The sequence below is a fragment of the Streptomyces sp. NPDC034084 genome, from assembly GCF_055575535.1.
In genome coordinates, this window is the sequence record NZ_JBVISK010000006.1 from 337551 (window position 1) to 355648 (window position 18098).

Consider the following 18098-nt stretch of genomic DNA (forward strand, 5'->3'; position numbering starts at 1 on the left):
CCCATGTCCCAAGTGGTCAACGCGGGCTTCCCGCTCCTCACGGCGACGGCGGCGGTTCCGGCGGTCGGCGCGGTCCTCACCGCGGCCGTCCCCGCCGCCCGCCGCACCGCCGCCAAGTGGCTGGCGCTGCTCGTCTCGCTCGTCACGCTCGTGCTCGCCGCCGTCGTCTTCGCGCGCTTCGAGCCGGGCGGCGACCGGTACCAGCTCGTCGAGTCGTACTCCTGGATCAAGGACTTCGGCGTCCGGTACGAACTCGGCGTCGACGGCATCGGGGTGGCGCTCCTCGCGCTCACCGCCCTGCTGATCCCGTTCGTGATCCTGGCCGGCTGGCACGACGCCGACCCCCTGGAGACCTCGTCCAGGCGGTGGCGGCCGACGCAGGGCTTCTTCGCCCTGATCCTCATGGTCGAGGCGATGGTGATCCTCTCCTTCGAGGCCACCGACGTCTTCCTCTTCTACATCCTCTTCGAAGCCATGCTCATCCCGATGTACTTCCTCATCGGCGGCTTCGGCGACCGCGCGCACGCGGGCTCCGACGAGAACGCGGCGGCCCAGCGCTCGTACGCGGCGGTCAAGTTCCTCCTCTACAACCTCGTCGGCGGCCTGATCATGCTGGCCGCCGTCATCGGGCTCTACGTGGTCGCGGGGAACTTCTCGCTCACCGAGATCACCGCGGCCCGGGCCGACGGCTCACTGGAGATGGCGACCAGCACCGAACGGTGGCTGTTCCTCGGCTTCTTCTTCGCCTTCGCGGTGAAGGCGCCGCTGTGGCCGCTGCACACCTGGCTGCCGAACGCGATGGGGGAGGCCACCGCCCCGGTCGCCGTCCTCATCACGGCCGTCGTCGACAAGGTCGGCACCTTCGCGATGCTCCGCTTCTGCCTCGGGCTCTTCCCCGAGGCGTCGAAGTGGGCCACGCCCGCGATCGTCGTCCTCGCCCTGATCAGCATCGTCTACGGGGCGCTGGTCGCCGTCGGCCAGCGGGACATCAAGCGCCTGGTCGCCTACGCGTCGATCTCGCACTTCGGCTTCATCATCCTGGGCATCTTCGCGATGACCAGCCAGGGCCAGTCCGGCGCCACGCTCTACATGGTCAACCACGGCATCTCGACCGCCGCGCTCATGCTCGTCGCCGGCTTCCTGATCTCCCGGCGCGGCTCGCGGCTCATCGCCGACTACGGCGGTGTGCAGAAGGTCGCCCCGGTACTCGCCGGCACCTTCCTGATCGGCGGTCTCGCGACCCTGTCGCTGCCCGGACTCGCCCCGTTCGTCAGCGAGTTCCTGGTCCTGGTCGGCACCTTCGCCCGCTACCCGGTGGCCGGGATCATCGCCACCACCGGCATCGTCCTCGCCGCGCTCTACACCCTCGTCCTCTACCAGCGGACGATGACCGGGCCGGTGAAGGAGGAGGTGCGGGCGCTGCCCGACCTGAAGGCGCGCGAACTGGCCGTGGTCGTCCCGCTGATCGCCGTCCTGATCTTCCTCGGGGTCTTCCCGAAGCCGCTGACGGACGTCGTCAACCCGGCCGTGCGGCACACCATGTCCGACGTCCAGCAGAAGGACCCCCAGCCTTCGATCCAGAACGTGGAGGCGGCCAAGTGAGCACATCCGCCGTCGCACCCTCCGTCCACAGCCTGTGGACGACCGCAGCCGGGCCGCTGGAGAAGATCCCGGCGCCCCACATCGAGTACACCCAGCTCTCACCCGTACTCATCGTGCTCGGCGCCGCGATCCTCAGCGTCCTCGTCGAGGCCTTCGCGCCCCGCAGGGCCCGCTACCTCGGCCAGGTCTTCCTGTCCGTCCTCGCCCTCGCCGCCGCCTTCGCCGCCGTCGTCGGCCTGGCGGCCGGCGGCTACGGCTCCACCAAGGCCCACATCGCGGCCATGGGCGCCATCGCCGTCGACGGACCCGCCCTCTTCCTCCAGGGCACCATTCTCCTCGCCTCCATCGTGGCGATCTTCACCTTCGCCGAGCGCAGGCTCGACCCGGCCGACCACGGCCACAGGGTCGACTCCTTCGCCGCCGAGGCCGCCGCCGTCCCCGGCAGCGAGCAGGAGAAGGCCGCCGTCAAGGCGGGGTTCACCACCACCGAGGTCTTCCCGCTCGCGCTCTTCGCGATCGCCGGCATGCTGGTCTTCCCGGCCGCCAACGACCTCCTGACGCTCTTCGTCGCCCTGGAGGTCTTCTCCCTCCCGCTGTACCTGCTCTGCGCCGTCGCCCGCCGCAAGCGGCTGATGTCGCAGGAGGCGGCCGTCAAGTACTTCCTGCTCGGCGCCTTCTCCTCGGCCTTCCTGCTCTTCGGGATCGCCCTGCTCTACGGCTACGCCGGCTCCGTCTCGTACGCCACCATCGCCCGCGTCGTCGACGGCTCGATCGGCTCCGTCGACCCGGCGCTCGCCGACACCATGGGCAACGACGCGCTGCTGCTCATCGGCTTCGCCATGGTCCTCATGGGGCTCCTCTTCAAGGTCGGCGCCGTGCCGTTCCACATGTGGACCCCCGACGTCTACCAGGGCGCCCCGACCCCGGTCACCGGCTTCATGGCCGCCGCCACCAAGGTCGCCGCCTTCGGCGCGCTGCTCCGCCTGCTGTACGTGGTGCTCCCCGGTCTCACCTGGGACTGGCGCCCGGTCATGTGGGGCGTCGCCATCGTCACCATGCTGGGCGGTGCGATCGTCGCCATCACCCAGACGGACATCAAGCGGCTCCTGGCGTACTCGTCCATCGCGCACGCGGGCTTCCTGCTCGCGGGCGTCATCGCGGCGACCCCGAGCGGGATCTCGTCCGTCCTCTTCTACCTGGGGGCGTACTCCTTCGTGACGATCGGCGCGTTCGCCGTCGTCACCCTCGTCCGCGACGCGGGCGGCGAGGCCACCCACCTCTCCAAGTGGGCCGGACTCGGCCGCCGTTCACCGCTCGTCGCGGCCGTCTTCGCCGTCTTCCTGCTCGCCTTCGCCGGCATCCCGCTGACCTCCGGCTTCTCCGGCAAGTTCGCTGTATTCAAGGCGGCGGCGGACGGCGGCGCGGGCGCCCTCGTGGTGGTCGGTGTGATCTCCTCGGCGATCGCCGCGTTCTTCTACATCCGGGTCATCGTGCTCATGTTCTTCAGCGAACCGAAGGCGGACGGCCCCACGGTCGCCGTGCCCTCGGCCCTGACGAGCCTCACGATCACGGCGGGCGTCGCGGTCACCCTGGTCCTCGGCCTGGCCCCGCAGTACTTCCTGGACCTGGCGAACCAGGCGAGCACGTTCGTCCGGTAGCGGCGGACGGTACGCGCGAGGGGCCCGGCTCGGGGGCGAGCCGGGCCCCTCGTCGTACGGGCTCAGGCCGAGGGGACGATCCGGCCGCGGACCTCGCCGAGGGCCACGCGGGTGCCGTCCGGGCCCGGGGCCCAGGCCGTGAGGGTGACCTCGTCGCCGTCCTCCAGGAACGTGCGCTTGCCGCCCGGGAGGTCGAGGGCGTCGCGGCCGTTCCAGGTGAGTTCCAGGAGCGAGCCGCGCTGGTTCACCTCGGGGCCGGAGACCGTGCCCGAGCCGTACAGGTCGCCGGTGCGGAGCGAGGCGCCGTTCACCGTCATGTGGGCGAGCTGCTGGGCCGCCGTCCAGTACATCGAGGAGAACGGCGGCTCCGCCACCACCTCGCCGTTGATCTCCACCGAGATCCGCAGGTCGAAGCCGCCCGGCTCCTCCTCGGCCGAGTCGTCCAGGTACGGCAGGAGGGGAAAGTCCCGCGCGGGCGGCGCGGTCCGGGCCGCGTCCAGGGCCTCCAGCGGCGTCACCCACGCCGAGACCGACGTCTGGAACGACTTGCCGAGGAACGGGCCCAGCGGCACGTACTCCCAGGCCTGCACGTCCCGCGCCGACCAGTCGTTGAGCAGCGTCAGGCCGAAGACGTGCTCCCGGAAGTCGGAGAGCGGGACGGGCCGGCCGAGCTCGGACGGGGTGCCGACCAGGAAACCGACCTCCGCCTCGATGTCCAGCTTGACCGAGGGGCCGAAGACCGGGGCCGGGTCCGACGGGGCCTTGCGCTGCCCGGAAGGGCGTACGACATCGGTGCCGGACACCACGACCGTGCCCGCGCGCCCGTGGTAACCGATCGGCAGATGCTTCCAGTTGGGGGTGAGCGCGTCGCCGTCCGGGCGGAAGATGCGGCCCACGTTCGTCGCGTGGTGCTCGCTCGCGTAGAAGTCGACGTAGTCCGCGACCTCGTACGGCAGGTGCAGGGTCACCGCGTCCAGCGGGTGCAGCAGCGGCTCGATGTCCGCCCGGTGCGCGGGCACCGTCACCCAGGCCGTCAGCGCCCGGCGGACGTCCCGCCAGGCCGTCCGGCCCGCCGCGAGCAGCGGGTTGAGGCTCGGCTGCGCGAGCAGCGCCGCGTACGGGGAGCCGAGCGCGTGCGCCGCGGCACCCGCGTCCAGGACGTGCCCGCCGATCCGGACGCCGAGCCGGCGCCGCCCGGGCTCGTCGGCGGTCGAGAAGACGCCGTACGGGAGGTTGTGCGGGCCGAAGGGGTCGCCCTCGGCCAGGTCGAGCGGGCTGTGCTCGGACATCGGTGCGTGCCTCGCTTTCCACGTGTGTGGGGGACACGTTACGGGGCGGGCCGCCGGGCGCGGATGACATGGATCACACAGAAAGCGCGGCCTCCGTGGGCAACTGCGCGCATACGCGCGGTTTGTGCTCCCGGCAGCTCGCGAACGCCCCGACGAGCTGCGGAAACAGGCTCCCGACGGTGCCTCTCCGGCCCTACGATCATGCCGGGTGCCGCGCCGCGTGAGGTAGCCGCAGGCGCGCGCCCGCCCCATTCTTCGCAGCTTCTCTCTGACCAGGAAAAGGTCCACAACGTGAAGATCCGCCGCATCCTGGCGACCGCCGTGGCCGCCGCCGTGACCACCCCGGTCGTGTTCCTCTCGGCCGCTCCGGCGTTCGCCGACACCAAGCCGTCGTCGGCCGCGCCGCAGAAGCCCGCGTCGCACGAGGACGACTCCGACGAGGACATGCCGTCGCTCGAGGAGCTGAAGGCCGCCGTCGCCCTGGCGCAGAAGGCGTACGACGAGGCCGTCGTCGACCTCGCCGAGGCCATGGCCGGTCTGGAGGCCCTCGACAAGGCGGACAACCCGCTGAAGGCTGCGGTCGCCGACGCGCAGAAGGCCGCCGACGATGCCGCCGCCAAGAAGACGGCCGCCGACGAGGCGCTCGCCAAGGCCCAGGAGGCCGTGACGAAGCTGCCGGAGACCGCGACCGAGGAGGAGAAGGCGGCCGCCGCCGCTGCCGTCACCGCCGCGCAGACGGCCGCCGACGAGGCCGCCGCCGCGAAGAGCGCCGCCGACGAGAAGCTGCGGAAGGCGGGCACGGCCCTCGACGACGCCAAGGTCGCCGCCTCCAAGGTGATCGGGCTCGCCCAGAAGGTGAAGAAGGCCGCCGCCGAGAAGCTCGACGAGGCGAAGGAAGAGCTGGCGTTCTTCGAGGAGATCGGGGAGGAGTGCACGGAGGACTCCGCCGTCAAGGTCGCGCTGAGCGGCCCGAAGACGGTCACCGCCGGTGAGCCCGCGATCTTCTCGCTGCGCGTCACCAACACCTCCGACCACGCCCTGGATCGCGTCGACGCCGTCGCGAACGCCATGCGGATGCCCGAGCTCGACGAGGAGATGGACGAGGAGACGGACTTCGCCAAGTACGTCATCCCCGTCGAGTGGTCCTCCGCCGACGTCCTGGAGTGGACGCCGATCACCGAGAAGTTCGACTACGTCGAGATCGGCAAGCTCGCCAAGGGCGCCTCGTACGACGTGAAGCTGCGCCTCACGGTCGACGCCAAGGCCCCCGCCGGCAAGGGCATGGCCTTCGCCCTCGGCGAGTACGAGAACAACGACGGCTCGTGCGGCCTGGGCGGTGAGTACGCGGAGGTGAAGTTCGGCATCCTCGCCGCGGACAAGGGCGACAAGCCGGCGCCGAAGCCGACGGAGACCGCGACGCCGACCCCGGCGCCGACCGTCACCACCGGCGGCAACACGAACACCACCCAGCAGGGCGGCTCGTCGAGCACCCCCGTGACCGGCACCCTCGCCGCCACCGGCGCGAACGACACCCTGCCGCTCGGCCTCGCCGCGGCCGGGGCCGTCGCCCTGGGCGCCGGCGCGCTGGTCGTCGCCCGCCGCCGCAAGGCCGGCGCGCAGGCGTAACCCCTGACCGGTCCCCCGTACGGCGTGAGTTCAGCCCGCCGTACGGGGGATCCTCTTTTCCCAGGTGCGGTGGAAGACGATCTCGCCGCCCTCCTTGCACACCACCTCGTTCTCGGTGAGGAAGGCGACCGCGTCGCAGGAGATCTCCGAGCGGGTGTCGATCGTGACGTCCCAGGCCAGCTCGGGCCGGTGCAACCGGATCGTCCACTCCGAGCGGGTCCGGGCCGACAGGGGCCCGCTCTCGTCGATCGTGTACGTCTCCACGGCGTCCTCGGTGAACTCCAGGCCGTCCGGGTACACGCGCGTGCCGCCGTACTTCGGGTCGACCTCCAGCCTCCACTCGCCCTTCGCCACGTCCCGGACCACGACCCGCTCCGGGCGCGGCTCGTCCAGGGTGCTCGGGTGGACCACGCCGAGGGGCGGGGACTGCTCGGGCTCCTCCCAGGTGACCGCGTCCTCGGTGTGCGCCCGGACCGGGAGGGTGAGGGAGGAGCCGGCCGGGTCGAGGGTGAAGCCGGCGGCGTCGGGCTGGGGCCAGATCCACGGCCAGTACGTGGAGGAGACCGCGAGCCGCACCCGGTGGCCGGGCGCGAAGGCGTGCCCGATGCCGTTCAGCTCGAAGGTGAAGCTCTCCGTCTCGCCGATCCGCGCCGGCACGGCCCGGTCGCGGCCGTAGCGGGCGGAGAAGTTCAGGGCGCCCCGGGTGACGAGGGTGGAGGAGCCGTCCGGGGCGATGTCGCAGAGCCGGGCGATGACCTGTCCGGTGGGGGCCGCCGCGCGCAGGGCGAGGTTCACCGACGGCCGGCCCAGGATCTCGAGGGGGCCGCCGTCCTCGGGGACGGGGAAGTCGAAGCAGGCCGAGTGGGCGTCCTCCTCGCGCTGGTCGGGCGGCAGGTCGGCGTCGTTGCCGAAGGGGAAGAACCGGCCCGCGTCGAGCCCGGTCTGCTGGGGCGAGTCGACGACGACCGGCTCGCCCTGGAAGCCGTACGTGACGGGGGTGACATGAGGGGAGGGCCAGGCGGGGTCGGCGACCCAGCGGCCGGGCAGCTCCTCGTAGACCGTCGCCGGCGGGTGGGACTCGCTGATCCAGGAGCGCAGCAGCGGCTCGGCCATCACGTCGTTCTCGACGCCCTTGAGGTGGTGGTCCCACCAGCGCAGGGTCTCCTGGAGGAAGCCGATCGCCGGGCCGGGCGGCAGACCGCGGTCCGGGTACTGGTGGGACCAGGGGCCGATGATGCCGCGCACCCGGTCCCGGGGGAGGTGCCGGGCGAGGCGCAGGACGGTGTCGCGGTACGGGTCGTGCCAGCCGCCGACGGCGAGGACGGCGGCCCGGACGGCGGAGTAGTCCTCGCAGACGCTGCCGTGCTTCCAGTACGCGTCCCGGGTCTGGTGGGCGAGCCAGGTGTGGATGAAGGGCTCGACGGCCTCCAGGCGCTTCAGCCACAGCGCGCGCCACTCCTCGCCCACGTGGAGCGGGTCGGGGGGCCGGGCGACGAAGGCGAGCATCGTGGCCGCCCAGCCGTGCATGTCGACGGCGAGGACCGAACCGCCCATGTAGTGGACGTCGTTGTCGTAGCGGTCGTCGGTGGAGCAGACGGTGACGATCGCCTTGAGCGGTTCGGGGGCGAGGGCGGCGATCTGGAGCGAGTTGAAGCCGCCCCAGGAGATGCCGAACATGCCGACCTTCCCGGTGCACCAGGGCTGCTCGGCGAGCCAGTTCACGACGGCGACCCCGTCGGCGAGCTCGACGGGGTCGTACTCGTCGCCGGGCAGCCCCTCGCTGTTGCCGTGGCCGCGGACGTCGACCCGTACGGAGGCGTAGCCGTGGCCCGCGTACCAGGGGTGGCGCTGCCAGTCGCGGGGGGCGGTCCAGTCGGTGAGGCGGTACGGCAGGTACTCCAGGAGGGCCGGTACGGGTTCGTCGGTGAGCGGGCGCCACACGCGCGCGTACAGCCTGGTCCCGTCCGGCAGCGGGATGCGGAGGTCCTCGTGCCGGGTCTCGTACGGGAAGTCGGTGCGGATCTTCATCGCGGCTCCCTAGGGGGTGTCTTGTCGATCAGGCCGGGCTCGCCACGACACCCCCTAGTGGACGGGGTGCATGGTGCGGCGCAGCCAGGGCGCCAGGGCGATCACGGCGAGACCGGCGGCGACGGCCACGGCGCCGTTCACCGCGAAGTAGGCGGGCTTGGAGACGTCGTCGTAGAGCTTCACGGTCTGGGCCTGGACGCCGTTGGCGAGCGCGAGGCCGGTGGCGGCGAGGGGCACGGCGACGGCGCCGGCGATCATCAGGCGGACCGCCCGGCGCATGGCGTCGGGGGCGAGGGCGAACTCGGCGGAGTGCTTGCGCCCGGCCAGGTGACGGCGCCCCGCGACGTACTGGATCAGGCCGAGGGTCATGCCGAGCGCGGCGGCCGAGAAGCCCCAGTGGTAGCCCTTGTGGTCGGCGAGCCAGGCGGTGATCAGCGGGCCGGCGAAGGCGCCGATGTTGATCGCCATGTAGTAGAGGGCGAAGCCGGCGTCGCGGCGGTCGTCGTCCGTGCGGTAGAGCTTGCCGACCATGGTCGCCACGTTCGGCTTCAGGAGGCCCGTGCCGGCGCTGATCAGGCCGAGACCGACCCAGGTCATCGCGGCGGTCGGCACCGCCATGGCGTAGTGCCCGCAGGCGATCAGGACGCCGCCCCAGAGGACCGCGCGGTACGAGCCGAGGACGCGGTCGGCGAGCCAGCCGCCGCCCACCGAGACGAGGTACACGAGGGTGCCGTAGGCGGCGGAGACGGAGGCCGCGGTGCCCGCCGCCATGCCGAGACCGCCGTCGGAGACGGCGGCCGCGAAGTAGAGGACGAGGATCGCCTGCATGCCGAGGAACGAGAACCGCTCCCAGACCTCCAGGCCGGAGAGCGTCAGCAGGCCCCGGGGATGCCCGAGGAAGGCGTGATCGTCCTCGGGGGGAGGCTGTCCGCCGTTCGATTCCGTGTCGATCATTGTTCGGGACAAAACGCATACTCCTGGTCGTATGAGCTGATCCCGAACATACCGGGGGTGACGGGAAGGCGCCCACGGTGATCGAAAGGTGACCGGATACGCTGGCTTGAGTGAATCGAGCGACACATCGACAATCCGTGTGATCGACATCAGTCCATGTGAACAATCCGTGTGATCGTCAGCAGGCGTCAGCAGACAGGAGACCCCCTCGTGACCGTCGTCGGGCCGTTCGGTCTTAGCGTGCGGGACCAGGCTCTTGAGGCCGATGTCCAGACCGGTTTGGCGGCTGTGGAGGCGGGCCTCCTGGACGCCACCAAGAGCGATGTCCCCTTCATCACGGAGGCGGCGCAGCACCTCGTCCTGGCCGGGGGGAAGCGGTTCCGCCCCCTGCTCGTGATGCTCGCCGCCCAGTTCGGCGACCCCTACGCACCGGGCGTCGTGCCCTCGGCCGTGGTCGTCGAGCTCACCCACCTGGCCACGCTCTACCACGACGACGTCATGGACGAGGCCGACGTCCGGCGGGGCGTCGACAGCGCCAACACCCGTTGGGGCAACTCGATCGCCGTCCTCACGGGTGACTTCCTCTTCGCCCGCGCCTCGCACACGCTCGCGGACCTCGGCCCCGAGGCCGTACGCATCCAGGCCGAGGCGTTCGAACGGCTCGTGACCGGCCAGATCCTGGAGACGGCCGGGCCGATGGACGGCCGCGACCCCGTCGAGCACTACCTCGATGTCCTCGGCGGCAAGACCGGCTCCCTCGTCGCCGTCTCCTGCCGCTTCGGCGCCATGATGGCCGGCGCGGACGACAGCGTCGTCGACATCCTCACCCAGTACGGCGAGCGGCTCGGCGTCGCCTTCCAGCTGGCCGACGACGTCCTCGACATCGCCTCCGACTCCCACGAGTCCGGCAAGACCCCCGGCACCGACCTCCGCGAGGGCATCCCGACCCTCCCCGTCCTCCACCTGCGGGCCGCCGCGGCCGCCCACGGGCGCCCGGAGGACCTGGAGCTCGTCGCCCTGATCGACGGCGACCTTGGCGACGACGAGCGGCACGCCGAGGCCCTGCGCCGGCTGCGGGCCCACCCCGCCCTGGAGCAGGCCCGCCGGGACACCGTGCGGTACGCCGAGGAGGCGCGCGCGATGCTGGCGCCGCTGCCCGACGGCTACGCGAAGGCGGCGCTGGCGGAGATGTGCGACGCCGTGGTCCACCGCGCGGGCTAGGTCTTCTCAGGGTCGGGTCATCCCGAAGCAGTACGTGAGGTTGATCCCGGGGGCTGACGCTTCCGGGCCCCCGAGTTGATGAGATGGACCCATCGACAACGGAGGTAGCGGAGACCATGGCAGAGACCCGTAAGGCGAGCCGGTTCATCGTCCCGGTCGCGGTGGCAGGAGTGGCCGCGGCGACCATCGGACTCGTCCCGGCACTGGCGGCGGCCGGAGACCCCGACCTGCCCGAGATCACGGCCCAGCAGCTCATCGAGAAGATCGCCGCCTCGGACACCCAGACCCTGTCCGGCACCTTCAAGATCTCCACCGACCTGGGCCTGCCGGCCCTCGACGGCCTGGCGTCCGGCTTCGGGAGCATGGACGGCGACGGCGGGCCCTCCTCGGCGGACCCGTCCGAGAAGCTCACCGAGCTCGTCTCCGGCAGCCACACCCTGCGCGTGGCGGCCGACGGCCCCGAGCGCCAGAAGCTCACCCTGCTCGACGGCTCCGACGAGTACAGCCTGATCCACAACGGCGACGACGTCTGGGCCTATGACAGCAAGTCGAACGAGGCCTTCCACGAGAAGGGCGCGGCCGGCGGCGCCGGGAAGTCCGGCGCCGCGAAGGACGAGAAGCTCCCCGGCACGCCCAAGGAGCTCGCCGACGAGGTCCTCAAGGCCGCGGGCGACACGACGTCCCTCACGGTCGACGGGACGGCGAAGGTGGCCGGCCGGGAGGCGTACCAGCTGGTGATCAAGCCGAAGCAGGCCGGTTCCATGGTCGAGTCGGTGAAGATCGCGGTGGACGCGGCGAGCGGCATCCCGCTGAAGTTCACCCTCACCTCGGTCGAGGGCGGAAAGCCCGTCGTCGACGCGGGCTTCACCAAGGTCGACTTCGGGAAGCCGGCCGCCTCGGAGTTCACCTTCGAGGCGCCGAAGGGCGCCAAGGTGACGGAGGGCGGGGCGGAGAAGGCCGGGGACCGGGAGGAGCTGCCCGAGGGCTTCGAGGGCGTCCTCCCCGGCCTCGGCAAGGGCTTCGGCGGCTCCGGCGAGGGCATGAACGTCATCGGTGAGGGCTGGACGACGATCGCCAAGCTCGACACGGGCGCTCCGGCGCCCAAGACGGACGAGGCGCCGAAGGAGATCCAGGGCTTCCTGGACTCCTTCGGCGACAAGGTCACCGGGAAGTTCGGCTCGGGCACCGTCTTCAAGACGAAGCTGGTGAACGCGCTCCTCACCGACGACGGCAAGGTGTACGTCGGCGCGGTGACGAAGGACGCCCTGGTGGACGCGGCGAACGCCGGTAGGTGACGGGCTGGTTGGGACCCCGGGCGGGTCGGGGGCGATGGTCACCGGCCCGCCCGGGAGTTCTGCGTACTACGGGAACGTCAGCTTGAATCCGCTGATGTAACCCGTGTCGACCGAGGCCTTGTCCTGGACGCGGAGCTTCCAGGCACCGTTGGCGACCTCGGAGGAGGCGTTCACGGTGTAGGTCTGGTTGATGTTGTCCGCGCTGCCGCCGGCCCGGTTGCTCAGGTTGTAGACGGAGCCGTCGGGGGCGATGAGGTCGACGATCAGGTCACCGATGTAGGTGTGGACGATGTCCACGCCGACCTTGAGCGTCGAGGGCGCGTTGCCGGTGACGCCGGTGACGTTGACCGTCGACGTCACCGCGGCGCCGTTGTCCGGGATCTGCACGTCGGCCGTGTTCTCGAAGACCGTGCCGGTCGGCGGGGTCGTCGTTCCCGTGGACAGCTTCCAGACCGCGTACGCGATGGCGTCGGCGTTCCGGTCCAGGGCGGTGTCGTTGATGTTCGCCGTGGTGTCGCAGGACGAGTGGTAGCAGCGGTCGAAGGCCTGGCCGGCCGTGCCGCCCCACTTCTGCGCCTGCGCCGACGTCTTGGTGTAGTCCGCGCCGGAGAAGAGGCCGCCGACCGGGATGCCCGCGTTCTTGAAGGGCGCGTGGTCGGAGCGCCCGTCGCCCTCGGTCTCGATCTCGGTGGAGATGCCGAGCCCGGTGAAGTACTCCTTGAAGGTCTGCTCGATCGTCGGGTCGTCGTCATAGACGAAGTAGCCCGGGTTCGGCGAGCCGATCATGTCGAAGTTCAGATAGCCCTTGACCTTCGAACGCTCGGTGGTGGGCAGGTTGTTGACGTAGTACTTCGACCCGACGAGGCCGAGCTCCTCGGCGCCCCACCAGCCGAAGCGCAGGTGCTTCGTCGGCTGGAGCTGGGCGCGGGACACGGCGAGCGCGGTCTCCAGGATCGCGGCGGAGCCGGAGCCGTTGTCGTTGATGCCGGGGCCCGAGGTGACCGAGTCGAGGTGCGAACCGGACATGATCACCTGGTTCGGGTCGCCGCCCGGCCAGTCGGCTATCAGGTTGTAGCCGGTGGCGCCGTTGTAGCTGAACTGCTGGAGCGTGGTGGTGTAGCCGGCGGCGTCCAGCTTCGCCTTCACGAAGTCGATCGAGGCCTTGTAGCCGGTACGGCCGTGGGCGCGGTTGCCGCCGTTGGCGGTGGCGATCGACTGGAGGTCCGCCAAGTGCTGCTTGACGTTGGCGAGCGGGATGTCGGGCGCGGCGGCGGCCGCCCGCGATCCGGCGGAGGCGGTACCGGTGAGGCCGCCGAGGGCGAGCGCCGCGAGTGCGGCGGCCGCGGTGACGCGTCTGGGCACGGAGATGTTCATGTGGGGGCTCCGGATTCCGAACGGGGATGGGACGGAACGTGCGAGACGCCTCGGGCGTGGGTGCCACGAGGCGTTGGAGCTGTGCGGATGCGCTGTTGTTCAGTTGTGCGGCTGTTCGGATGTGCGTGCTGAATGTTCAGCGAGAATTTGACTCCACGTCAAGAGCGGAAACCGGTCAGATGCGTTCGCTCACCGGACGGGGGGCCCGGAGCGTGGTATGTCGCCGCCCGTCGGGGGGTGACGCAGGGGGGCGTCCCTGAGTCCCTCCCGCCGGGCGCTTCAGTGCTGCGTCCCTGAGTCCCCTGCCGCCGGGGCCATTCAGTGCTGCGTCCCTGAGTCCCCTGCCGCCGTGGGCGATTCAGGAGTGCGTCCCGACGGCCTGGGCTCGCAGGTGGTCCAAGAGGCCCGCCGGTTCCGGGTAGGGCTCCTCGCGGGGGAGGAGCCGGGCGGCGGCCTCCAGGTCGCCGGCCCGGACCAGGTCGTGGACCTCGTGGGCGAGCGCGGTCACGTCGGTGACGGAGACCGTCCACTCGTCCGCGTACCGACGGGCCGCCTCGCCCGACAGGCCGAGCTGGAGCGAGCGGTACGGGAGGGGCCGCAGGTGCGGGTCGCGCTCCGGGTCCCACTGGACCCGGGCCGGCGCTTCCCTCAACTGCCGCTTCCAGGAGGCCTGGTCGGCGTGGAAGCCGCGCGCGTAGTGGGAGAGGCAAGCGTTCCGCAGGGCCCACTCGAAGCCCTCGCGGGTGATCTCCACGGCGAGGACGGTCTCCTGGCCCTCCTTCCGCCCCCAGCCGGAGCGGTACATCATCCACAGGAACGACGGCTTGATCCACGTCATCCGGTCCCGCTTCCAGGCCTCCGGGAACCGTCCCTCGCGGGCCGCCGGGAGCCCGATCTCGGGCCGGTACGCCTGGTAGACGGTGATCGTGCGCTCGGTGTGGAGCGCGCGGATCCGGTACTTCGGTTCTTCCATGCCTCTCAGGGTGCTGGGGGCGCCGCCCGGAGGCCACCGGATTTCTCCGCGAGGGCCTCAGGACACCCCCGCCGCCTGCCGCGCGTCGTACGCCTCCCGTGCCGCGATCTCGTTCTGGTGCCGCTCGGTCCAGGGGAGGAGGAGCAGGGGCTCGCGAGCGGGCCGCTCGCCACCGCCACCCAGTTCGGCTCGGCGATCGGCATCGCGGCGGTGACGGCGGTGTACGGCATGGCCTCCCCGGGGCAACGCCACTGCGACCAACGTCACGGTCTGAACGGCCTGGTACGCCCCTAATGTGGAGGGATGAACGATTCGCCCGGCAGCCCGCTGATCGACGTCGCCGCCACGTACATGCCCCGGCTCTCGGAGTTCTCCTTCGAGCCGGGGCTCGTGGCCGCCGTCGACCAGCACGCGGCGGCCGTGTGCGACGCGCTGATCCCGGCCCAGCGGGGCCCGCAGGGCAGGACGGTCGGCCGGGAGGAGCTCGCGGACTACGTCCTCGGGTTCACCGACTGGCTCTCCGAGGTCGCCTGGACCGAGCCCGTCGGCCACGACTTCGCGACCCTGCGCCTGACGGCGGTCTGCTGGCTGATCCGGGAGCACGACCTGCTGGACGTGTGACCGCCGGGCCTACATCGGGTCCATGGGCGGCTCCTGGCGCCCGCGGCCCTCGCCCCGCTCGTCGTACCCGCCGCGCTCGCCGCGCGCCGTCCGCTCCTGAGCCGTCGGCATCCCGCTCCGGGCGTCCTGGCGGCCCCTCTGGTACGCCGAGATCTGCTCCTTCGCACGGCCCGTCTCCGACTCGGCGACCGCCAGCCAGCGCTCCCAGCGTCCCCGCATCGGGGTGATGAGGCCGCCGCCGACGCCCACGATCACGACACCGGCGATCATGGCGAGCACGGCCGTGAGCACCGGCCCGGTCACCGAGGTCGCGATGCCCGCCTGGCTCAGCGCGGCGATGACGCCGAGGCCGACGATGAACGCCCAGGCAGCCGTGGCGAGGACCTTGCCGTACGAGGTCTGGCCCAGCGCGCCCTGGACGATGTCCCGCACGGCGCGGGCGATGGCCATGGCGACGACGACGATGACACAGGCGACGATCGCCTTCGGCAGCCAGGCGACCACGCTGTTGATCATGACGCTGACCGGGTTGGGGCCGAAGACCCCGAAGGCCAGCTGGAGGGCGATCAGCAGGATCGCGTAGTACAGGATCTTGCAGATGATGCCGGTGGCGTCGTACTTCGACCCCTGGAGGGTGTTCGCGACGCCGCTGCGCTCGGCCATCCGCTCGAAGCCGACGCGGCGCAGGACACGGTCGGCGACCTTGGCGATCATCTTGGCCACGAACCAGCCGATGAGCAGGATCACCAGGAAGGCGATGAACTTCGGTACGAACTCGGCGACGGCGGACCAGGCGTCCGTGAACCCCTTGCCGAAGTCGACCGAGAGGGCGAGGGGCTGCGACATGGCGCCATCACTCCGCTCGGGAGGGGCCCCGCACGGAAGGGGGCCTGGACTCCCGACACAACTACGCGCGCGTGCCGCCCGCCCGCTCTCAGCGCCCCGGCTGGGCCGATGGGGTGGAAACCGGCGCGGCGGCGGGCTCCCCGCCGGTGTGTCCGGTTGCGGACACGGTCCCCGTCAGAGCCACGGCGGCCGCCGCGACCGCGGCACGGCTCCTGCGGGCCGTGCGGAGCGCGTCCCAGGTGAGGATCGTCAGGGCCAGCCAGACGAGGGAGAAGCCCGCCCAGCGCTCGGGGGGCATCTCCTCGTGGAAGTAGACGACCCCGAGCAGGAACTGGAAGGTCGGCGCGAGGTACTGGAGGAGGCCGAGCGTGGACAGCGGCACCCGGATCGCCGCCGCGCCGAAGCAGACCAGGGGGACCGCGGTGACGATGCCGGTGGCGGCGAGCAGTGCGGTGTGGCCGGCGCCGTGGGCGCCGAAGGCCAGCGTGCCCTGGCCGCCGAGCCAGACGAGGTAGCCGAGGGCGGGCAGGAACTGGACGGCGGTCTCGGCGGCGAGCGACTCCAGGCCGCCGATGTTGACCTTCTTCTTGACCAGGCCGTAGACGGCGAAGGAGAACGCGAGGGTGAGCGAGATCCACGGCGGCTGCCCGTACCCGATGGCGAGGACGAGGACGGCCGAGAAGCCGATGCCGACCGCCGCCCACTGCGCGGGGCGCAGCCGCTCCTTCAGGACGAGGACGCCGAGCGCGATGGTGACGAGCGGGTTGATGAAGTAGCCGAGGGAGGCCTCGACGACGTGGCCGGTGTTCACGGACCAGATGTAGAGGCCCCAGTTCACGGTGATGACGGCGGCTGCGACGGTGATCAGACCGAGCTTGCGCGGGCTGCGCACCAGCTCCCGTATCCAGCCCCAGCGGCGCAGCGCGAGCAGCGCGACGCCGACGAAGACCAGGGACCACACCATCCGGTGGGCGAGGATCTCGATCGCGCCGGCGGGCTTGAGGAGCGGCCAGAACAGCGGGACCAGTCCCCACATGCCGTAGGCGCCGATCCCGTAGAGCAATCCCGCTCGTCCCTCGTTCTTCTCCGTCTTCACGCCGGACCTCCCGCCCTGTGCCGCGCTGTCCTGTCGACGGTAGCGCCGCACGGGGCGGGTTGTCATGCCCGTACCGCAATACGGTCATGACAGCGTCACGAGGAGGTCAGCGCTTCCTTGATCGACTCGGCGATCGGGGTGGTGGGGCGGCCGATCAGCCGGGCCAGGTCGCCGTTCCGGCGGGCGAGCGCGCCGCGCCGCACGGCCCGGTCGACGTCGACCAGGATCTCGGCGAAGGCCTGCGGGACGCCGGCGCCCGTGAGGATCGCGAGGTGGGCCTCGGCGGGCACGTCGCTGTACGTGATCTCCCGGCCGGACAGGGCGGAGACCTCGGCCGCGTACTCGGCGAAGGACCAGGCGGTGTCGCCGCTCAGCTCGTACGCCCTGCCCAGGTGCTCCTCGACCGGACCGGTCAGGACGGCGGCCGCGGCGGCGGCGTAGTCGGCGCGGGAGGCGGAGGCGACCCTGCCGTCCCCGGCGTTGGCGACGACGGCGCCGTGGGCGAGGACCGGGGCCAGGTTCGCCGTGTAGTTCTCGGAGTACCAGCCGTTCCGGAGGAAGGTGTACGGCAGGCCGGACGCGAGGATCAGCTCCTCGGTCGCCTTGTGCTCGTCGGCGAGCGCGAAGTCGGCCTCAGGGCCGCCGAGGACGCCGGTGTACGCCAGCTGGGCGACACCCGCCGCCTTCGCCGCGTCGATCACGGCGCCGTGCTGCGCGACGCGCTGCCCGACCTCGCTGCCGGAGATCAGCAGCACCCGGTCTCCGGGCTGGAAGGCCTCGGCGAGGGTCTCCGGCCTGCTGTAGTCGGCGATCCGCAGCTCGACCCCGCGCTCCGCCAGGTCGGCGGCCTTCTCCTTGTCGCGGACGACGGCGGCGACGGACGCGGCGGGGGCGCGGGTGAGGAGGGCGTCGACGACGAGACGGCCGAGCTGTCCGGTGGCTCCGGTGACGACGATGCTCATGGGGGCTTCCTTCTGTCCGTGGGATTCGTCCGTGGGGTGCGGTGGGCCGGCTGGCGCGCTCACCGCGATGCACTCACCGTACGATGGGCGCTAACCTTTCGTAAGTACCCACTTTGAAGTAAGGTACTGGTATGGGAGTAAGCAAGCCGCCGAACGTGAACCAGCCGATGTGCCCCTCGCGCCTCGTCCTCGAGCACGTCACCAGTCGCTGGGGCGTCCTCGTGCTCGCGGCCCTCCTGGAGCGCTCGTACCGCTTCAGCGAGCTGCGCCGCGAGATCGGCGGGGTGAGCGAGAAGATGCTGGCCCAGACCCTCCAGACGCTGGAGCGCGACGGCTTCGTCCACCGCGACGCCAAGCCCGTCATCCCGCCCCGCGTCGACTACAGCCTCACCGCCCTCGGCGAGGAGGCCGCCCGCCAGGTCTGGGAGCTCGCGCGCTGGACCGAGCGGCGGGTCGGCGCCGTCCAGGAGGCCCGCGCGCGCTACGACGACGCACGTCGCGAGCGTGCCACGGATCCGTCCCAATGACGTTGTAAACGACGCGAGTTGCCGGT

The 18098-nt window shown here is 71.4% G+C and carries 16 protein-coding genes; 8 read left to right on the forward strand and 8 right to left on the reverse strand.

Annotated elements, in window-relative coordinates; all coding sequences use genetic code 11:
* Window positions 1-3: 3 nt before the first annotated feature.
* Both ACZ51I_RS23270 and nuoN read left to right on the forward strand, forming a co-directional pair.
* Entirely contained in the window at window positions 4-1602 is a 1599-nt protein-coding gene (locus tag ACZ51I_RS23270) for an NADH-quinone oxidoreductase subunit M (RefSeq protein WP_468879009.1), read from the forward strand.
* Window positions 1599-3260, forward strand: a complete 1662-nt coding sequence (nuoN, locus tag ACZ51I_RS23275) for an NADH-quinone oxidoreductase subunit NuoN (protein WP_468879012.1) — start codon at window positions 1599-1601, stop codon at window positions 3258-3260. The genes ACZ51I_RS23270 and nuoN overlap by 4 nt, the downstream gene beginning before the upstream one ends.
* 62 nt (window positions 3261-3322) lie before the next feature.
* Here nuoN and fahA read toward each other — a convergent pair whose 3' ends face one another.
* Window positions 3323-4549, reverse strand: a complete 1227-nt coding sequence (fahA, locus tag ACZ51I_RS23280; RefSeq protein ID WP_468879014.1) for a fumarylacetoacetase — start codon at window positions 4547-4549, stop codon at window positions 3323-3325.
* A gap of 291 nt (window positions 4550-4840) precedes the next feature.
* Here fahA and ACZ51I_RS23285 point away from each other — a divergent pair, with 291 nt between their 5' ends.
* Complete coding sequence (locus ACZ51I_RS23285) at window positions 4841-6175, forward strand: COG1470 family protein (protein ID WP_468879016.1); 1335 nt, start codon at window positions 4841-4843, stop codon at window positions 6173-6175.
* A gap of 30 nt (window positions 6176-6205) precedes the next feature.
* Here ACZ51I_RS23285 and ACZ51I_RS23290 read toward each other — a convergent pair whose 3' ends face one another.
* Both ACZ51I_RS23290 and ACZ51I_RS23295 read right to left on the reverse strand, forming a co-directional pair.
* The gene (locus ACZ51I_RS23290; RefSeq protein ID WP_468879019.1) at window positions 6206-8203 is read right to left on the reverse strand and encodes a CocE/NonD family hydrolase; all 1998 of its coding nucleotides are present in this window, start codon (window positions 8201-8203) and stop codon (window positions 6206-6208) included.
* Window positions 8204-8257: 54 nt separating this feature from the next.
* Entirely contained in the window at window positions 8258-9157 is a 900-nt protein-coding gene (locus ACZ51I_RS23295; protein WP_468879020.1) for a peptide MFS transporter, read from the reverse strand.
* Between the two features lie 210 nt (window positions 9158-9367).
* Here ACZ51I_RS23295 and ACZ51I_RS23300 point away from each other — a divergent pair, with 210 nt between their 5' ends.
* Window positions 9368-10378 (forward strand): polyprenyl synthetase family protein, encoded by a 1011-nt coding sequence (locus ACZ51I_RS23300; protein ID WP_468879023.1) that lies wholly within the window; start codon window positions 9368-9370, stop codon window positions 10376-10378.
* Window positions 10379-10494: 116 nt separating this feature from the next.
* Window positions 10495-11673, forward strand: coding sequence for a LolA family protein (locus ACZ51I_RS23305; protein ID WP_468879026.1), 1179 nt, complete (start codon window positions 10495-10497; stop codon window positions 11671-11673).
* A 66-nt stretch (window positions 11674-11739) separates the two neighbouring features.
* Here the strand turns inward: ACZ51I_RS23305 and ACZ51I_RS23310 are convergent, their stop codons facing one another.
* Together ACZ51I_RS23310 and ACZ51I_RS23315 are read right to left on the reverse strand one after the other, a co-directional pair.
* Window positions 11740-13047 (reverse strand): M28 family peptidase, encoded by a 1308-nt coding sequence (locus ACZ51I_RS23310; protein WP_468879029.1) that lies wholly within the window; start codon window positions 13045-13047, stop codon window positions 11740-11742.
* A 358-nt stretch (window positions 13048-13405) separates the two neighbouring features.
* Window positions 13406-14020 (reverse strand): DUF4291 domain-containing protein, encoded by a 615-nt coding sequence (locus ACZ51I_RS23315; RefSeq protein ID WP_468879031.1) that lies wholly within the window; start codon window positions 14018-14020, stop codon window positions 13406-13408.
* Between the two features lie 117 nt (window positions 14021-14137).
* On the opposite strand from ACZ51I_RS23315, the gene ACZ51I_RS23320 reads away from it, so the two are divergent.
* Window positions 14138-14314, forward strand: coding sequence for a hypothetical protein (locus ACZ51I_RS23320; RefSeq protein ID WP_468879034.1), 177 nt, complete (start codon window positions 14138-14140; stop codon window positions 14312-14314).
* 9 nt (window positions 14315-14323) lie between these two features.
* Window positions 14324-14641: a DUF6401 family natural product biosynthesis protein gene (locus ACZ51I_RS23325; RefSeq protein ID WP_468879036.1), complete on the forward strand. Its 318-nt coding sequence runs from the start codon at window positions 14324-14326 to the stop codon at window positions 14639-14641.
* Between the two features lie 9 nt (window positions 14642-14650).
* Here ACZ51I_RS23325 and ACZ51I_RS23330 read toward each other — a convergent pair whose 3' ends face one another.
* The 3 genes from ACZ51I_RS23330 to ACZ51I_RS23340 form a co-directional block, all read right to left on the reverse strand.
* A complete protein-coding gene (locus tag ACZ51I_RS23330; RefSeq protein ID WP_468879039.1) occupies window positions 14651-15487 on the reverse strand; it encodes a mechanosensitive ion channel family protein in 837 nt (278 codons plus the stop codon).
* An 88-nt stretch (window positions 15488-15575) separates the two neighbouring features.
* A complete protein-coding gene (gene rarD / locus ACZ51I_RS23335) occupies window positions 15576-16583 on the reverse strand; it encodes an EamA family transporter RarD (protein ID WP_468879042.1) in 1008 nt (335 codons plus the stop codon).
* 95 nt (window positions 16584-16678) lie between these two features.
* Window positions 16679-17545 carry an SDR family oxidoreductase gene (locus tag ACZ51I_RS23340; protein WP_468879045.1) on the reverse strand — a complete coding sequence of 289 codons (867 nt, stop codon included), beginning with the start codon at window positions 17543-17545 and terminating at the stop codon, window positions 16679-16681.
* Window positions 17546-17676: 131 nt separating this feature from the next.
* Here ACZ51I_RS23340 and ACZ51I_RS23345 point away from each other — a divergent pair, with 131 nt between their 5' ends.
* Window positions 17677-18072, forward strand: coding sequence for a winged helix-turn-helix transcriptional regulator (locus tag ACZ51I_RS23345; protein ID WP_468879048.1), 396 nt, complete (start codon window positions 17677-17679; stop codon window positions 18070-18072).
* The last annotated feature ends 26 nt before the right edge of the window (window positions 18073-18098 follow it).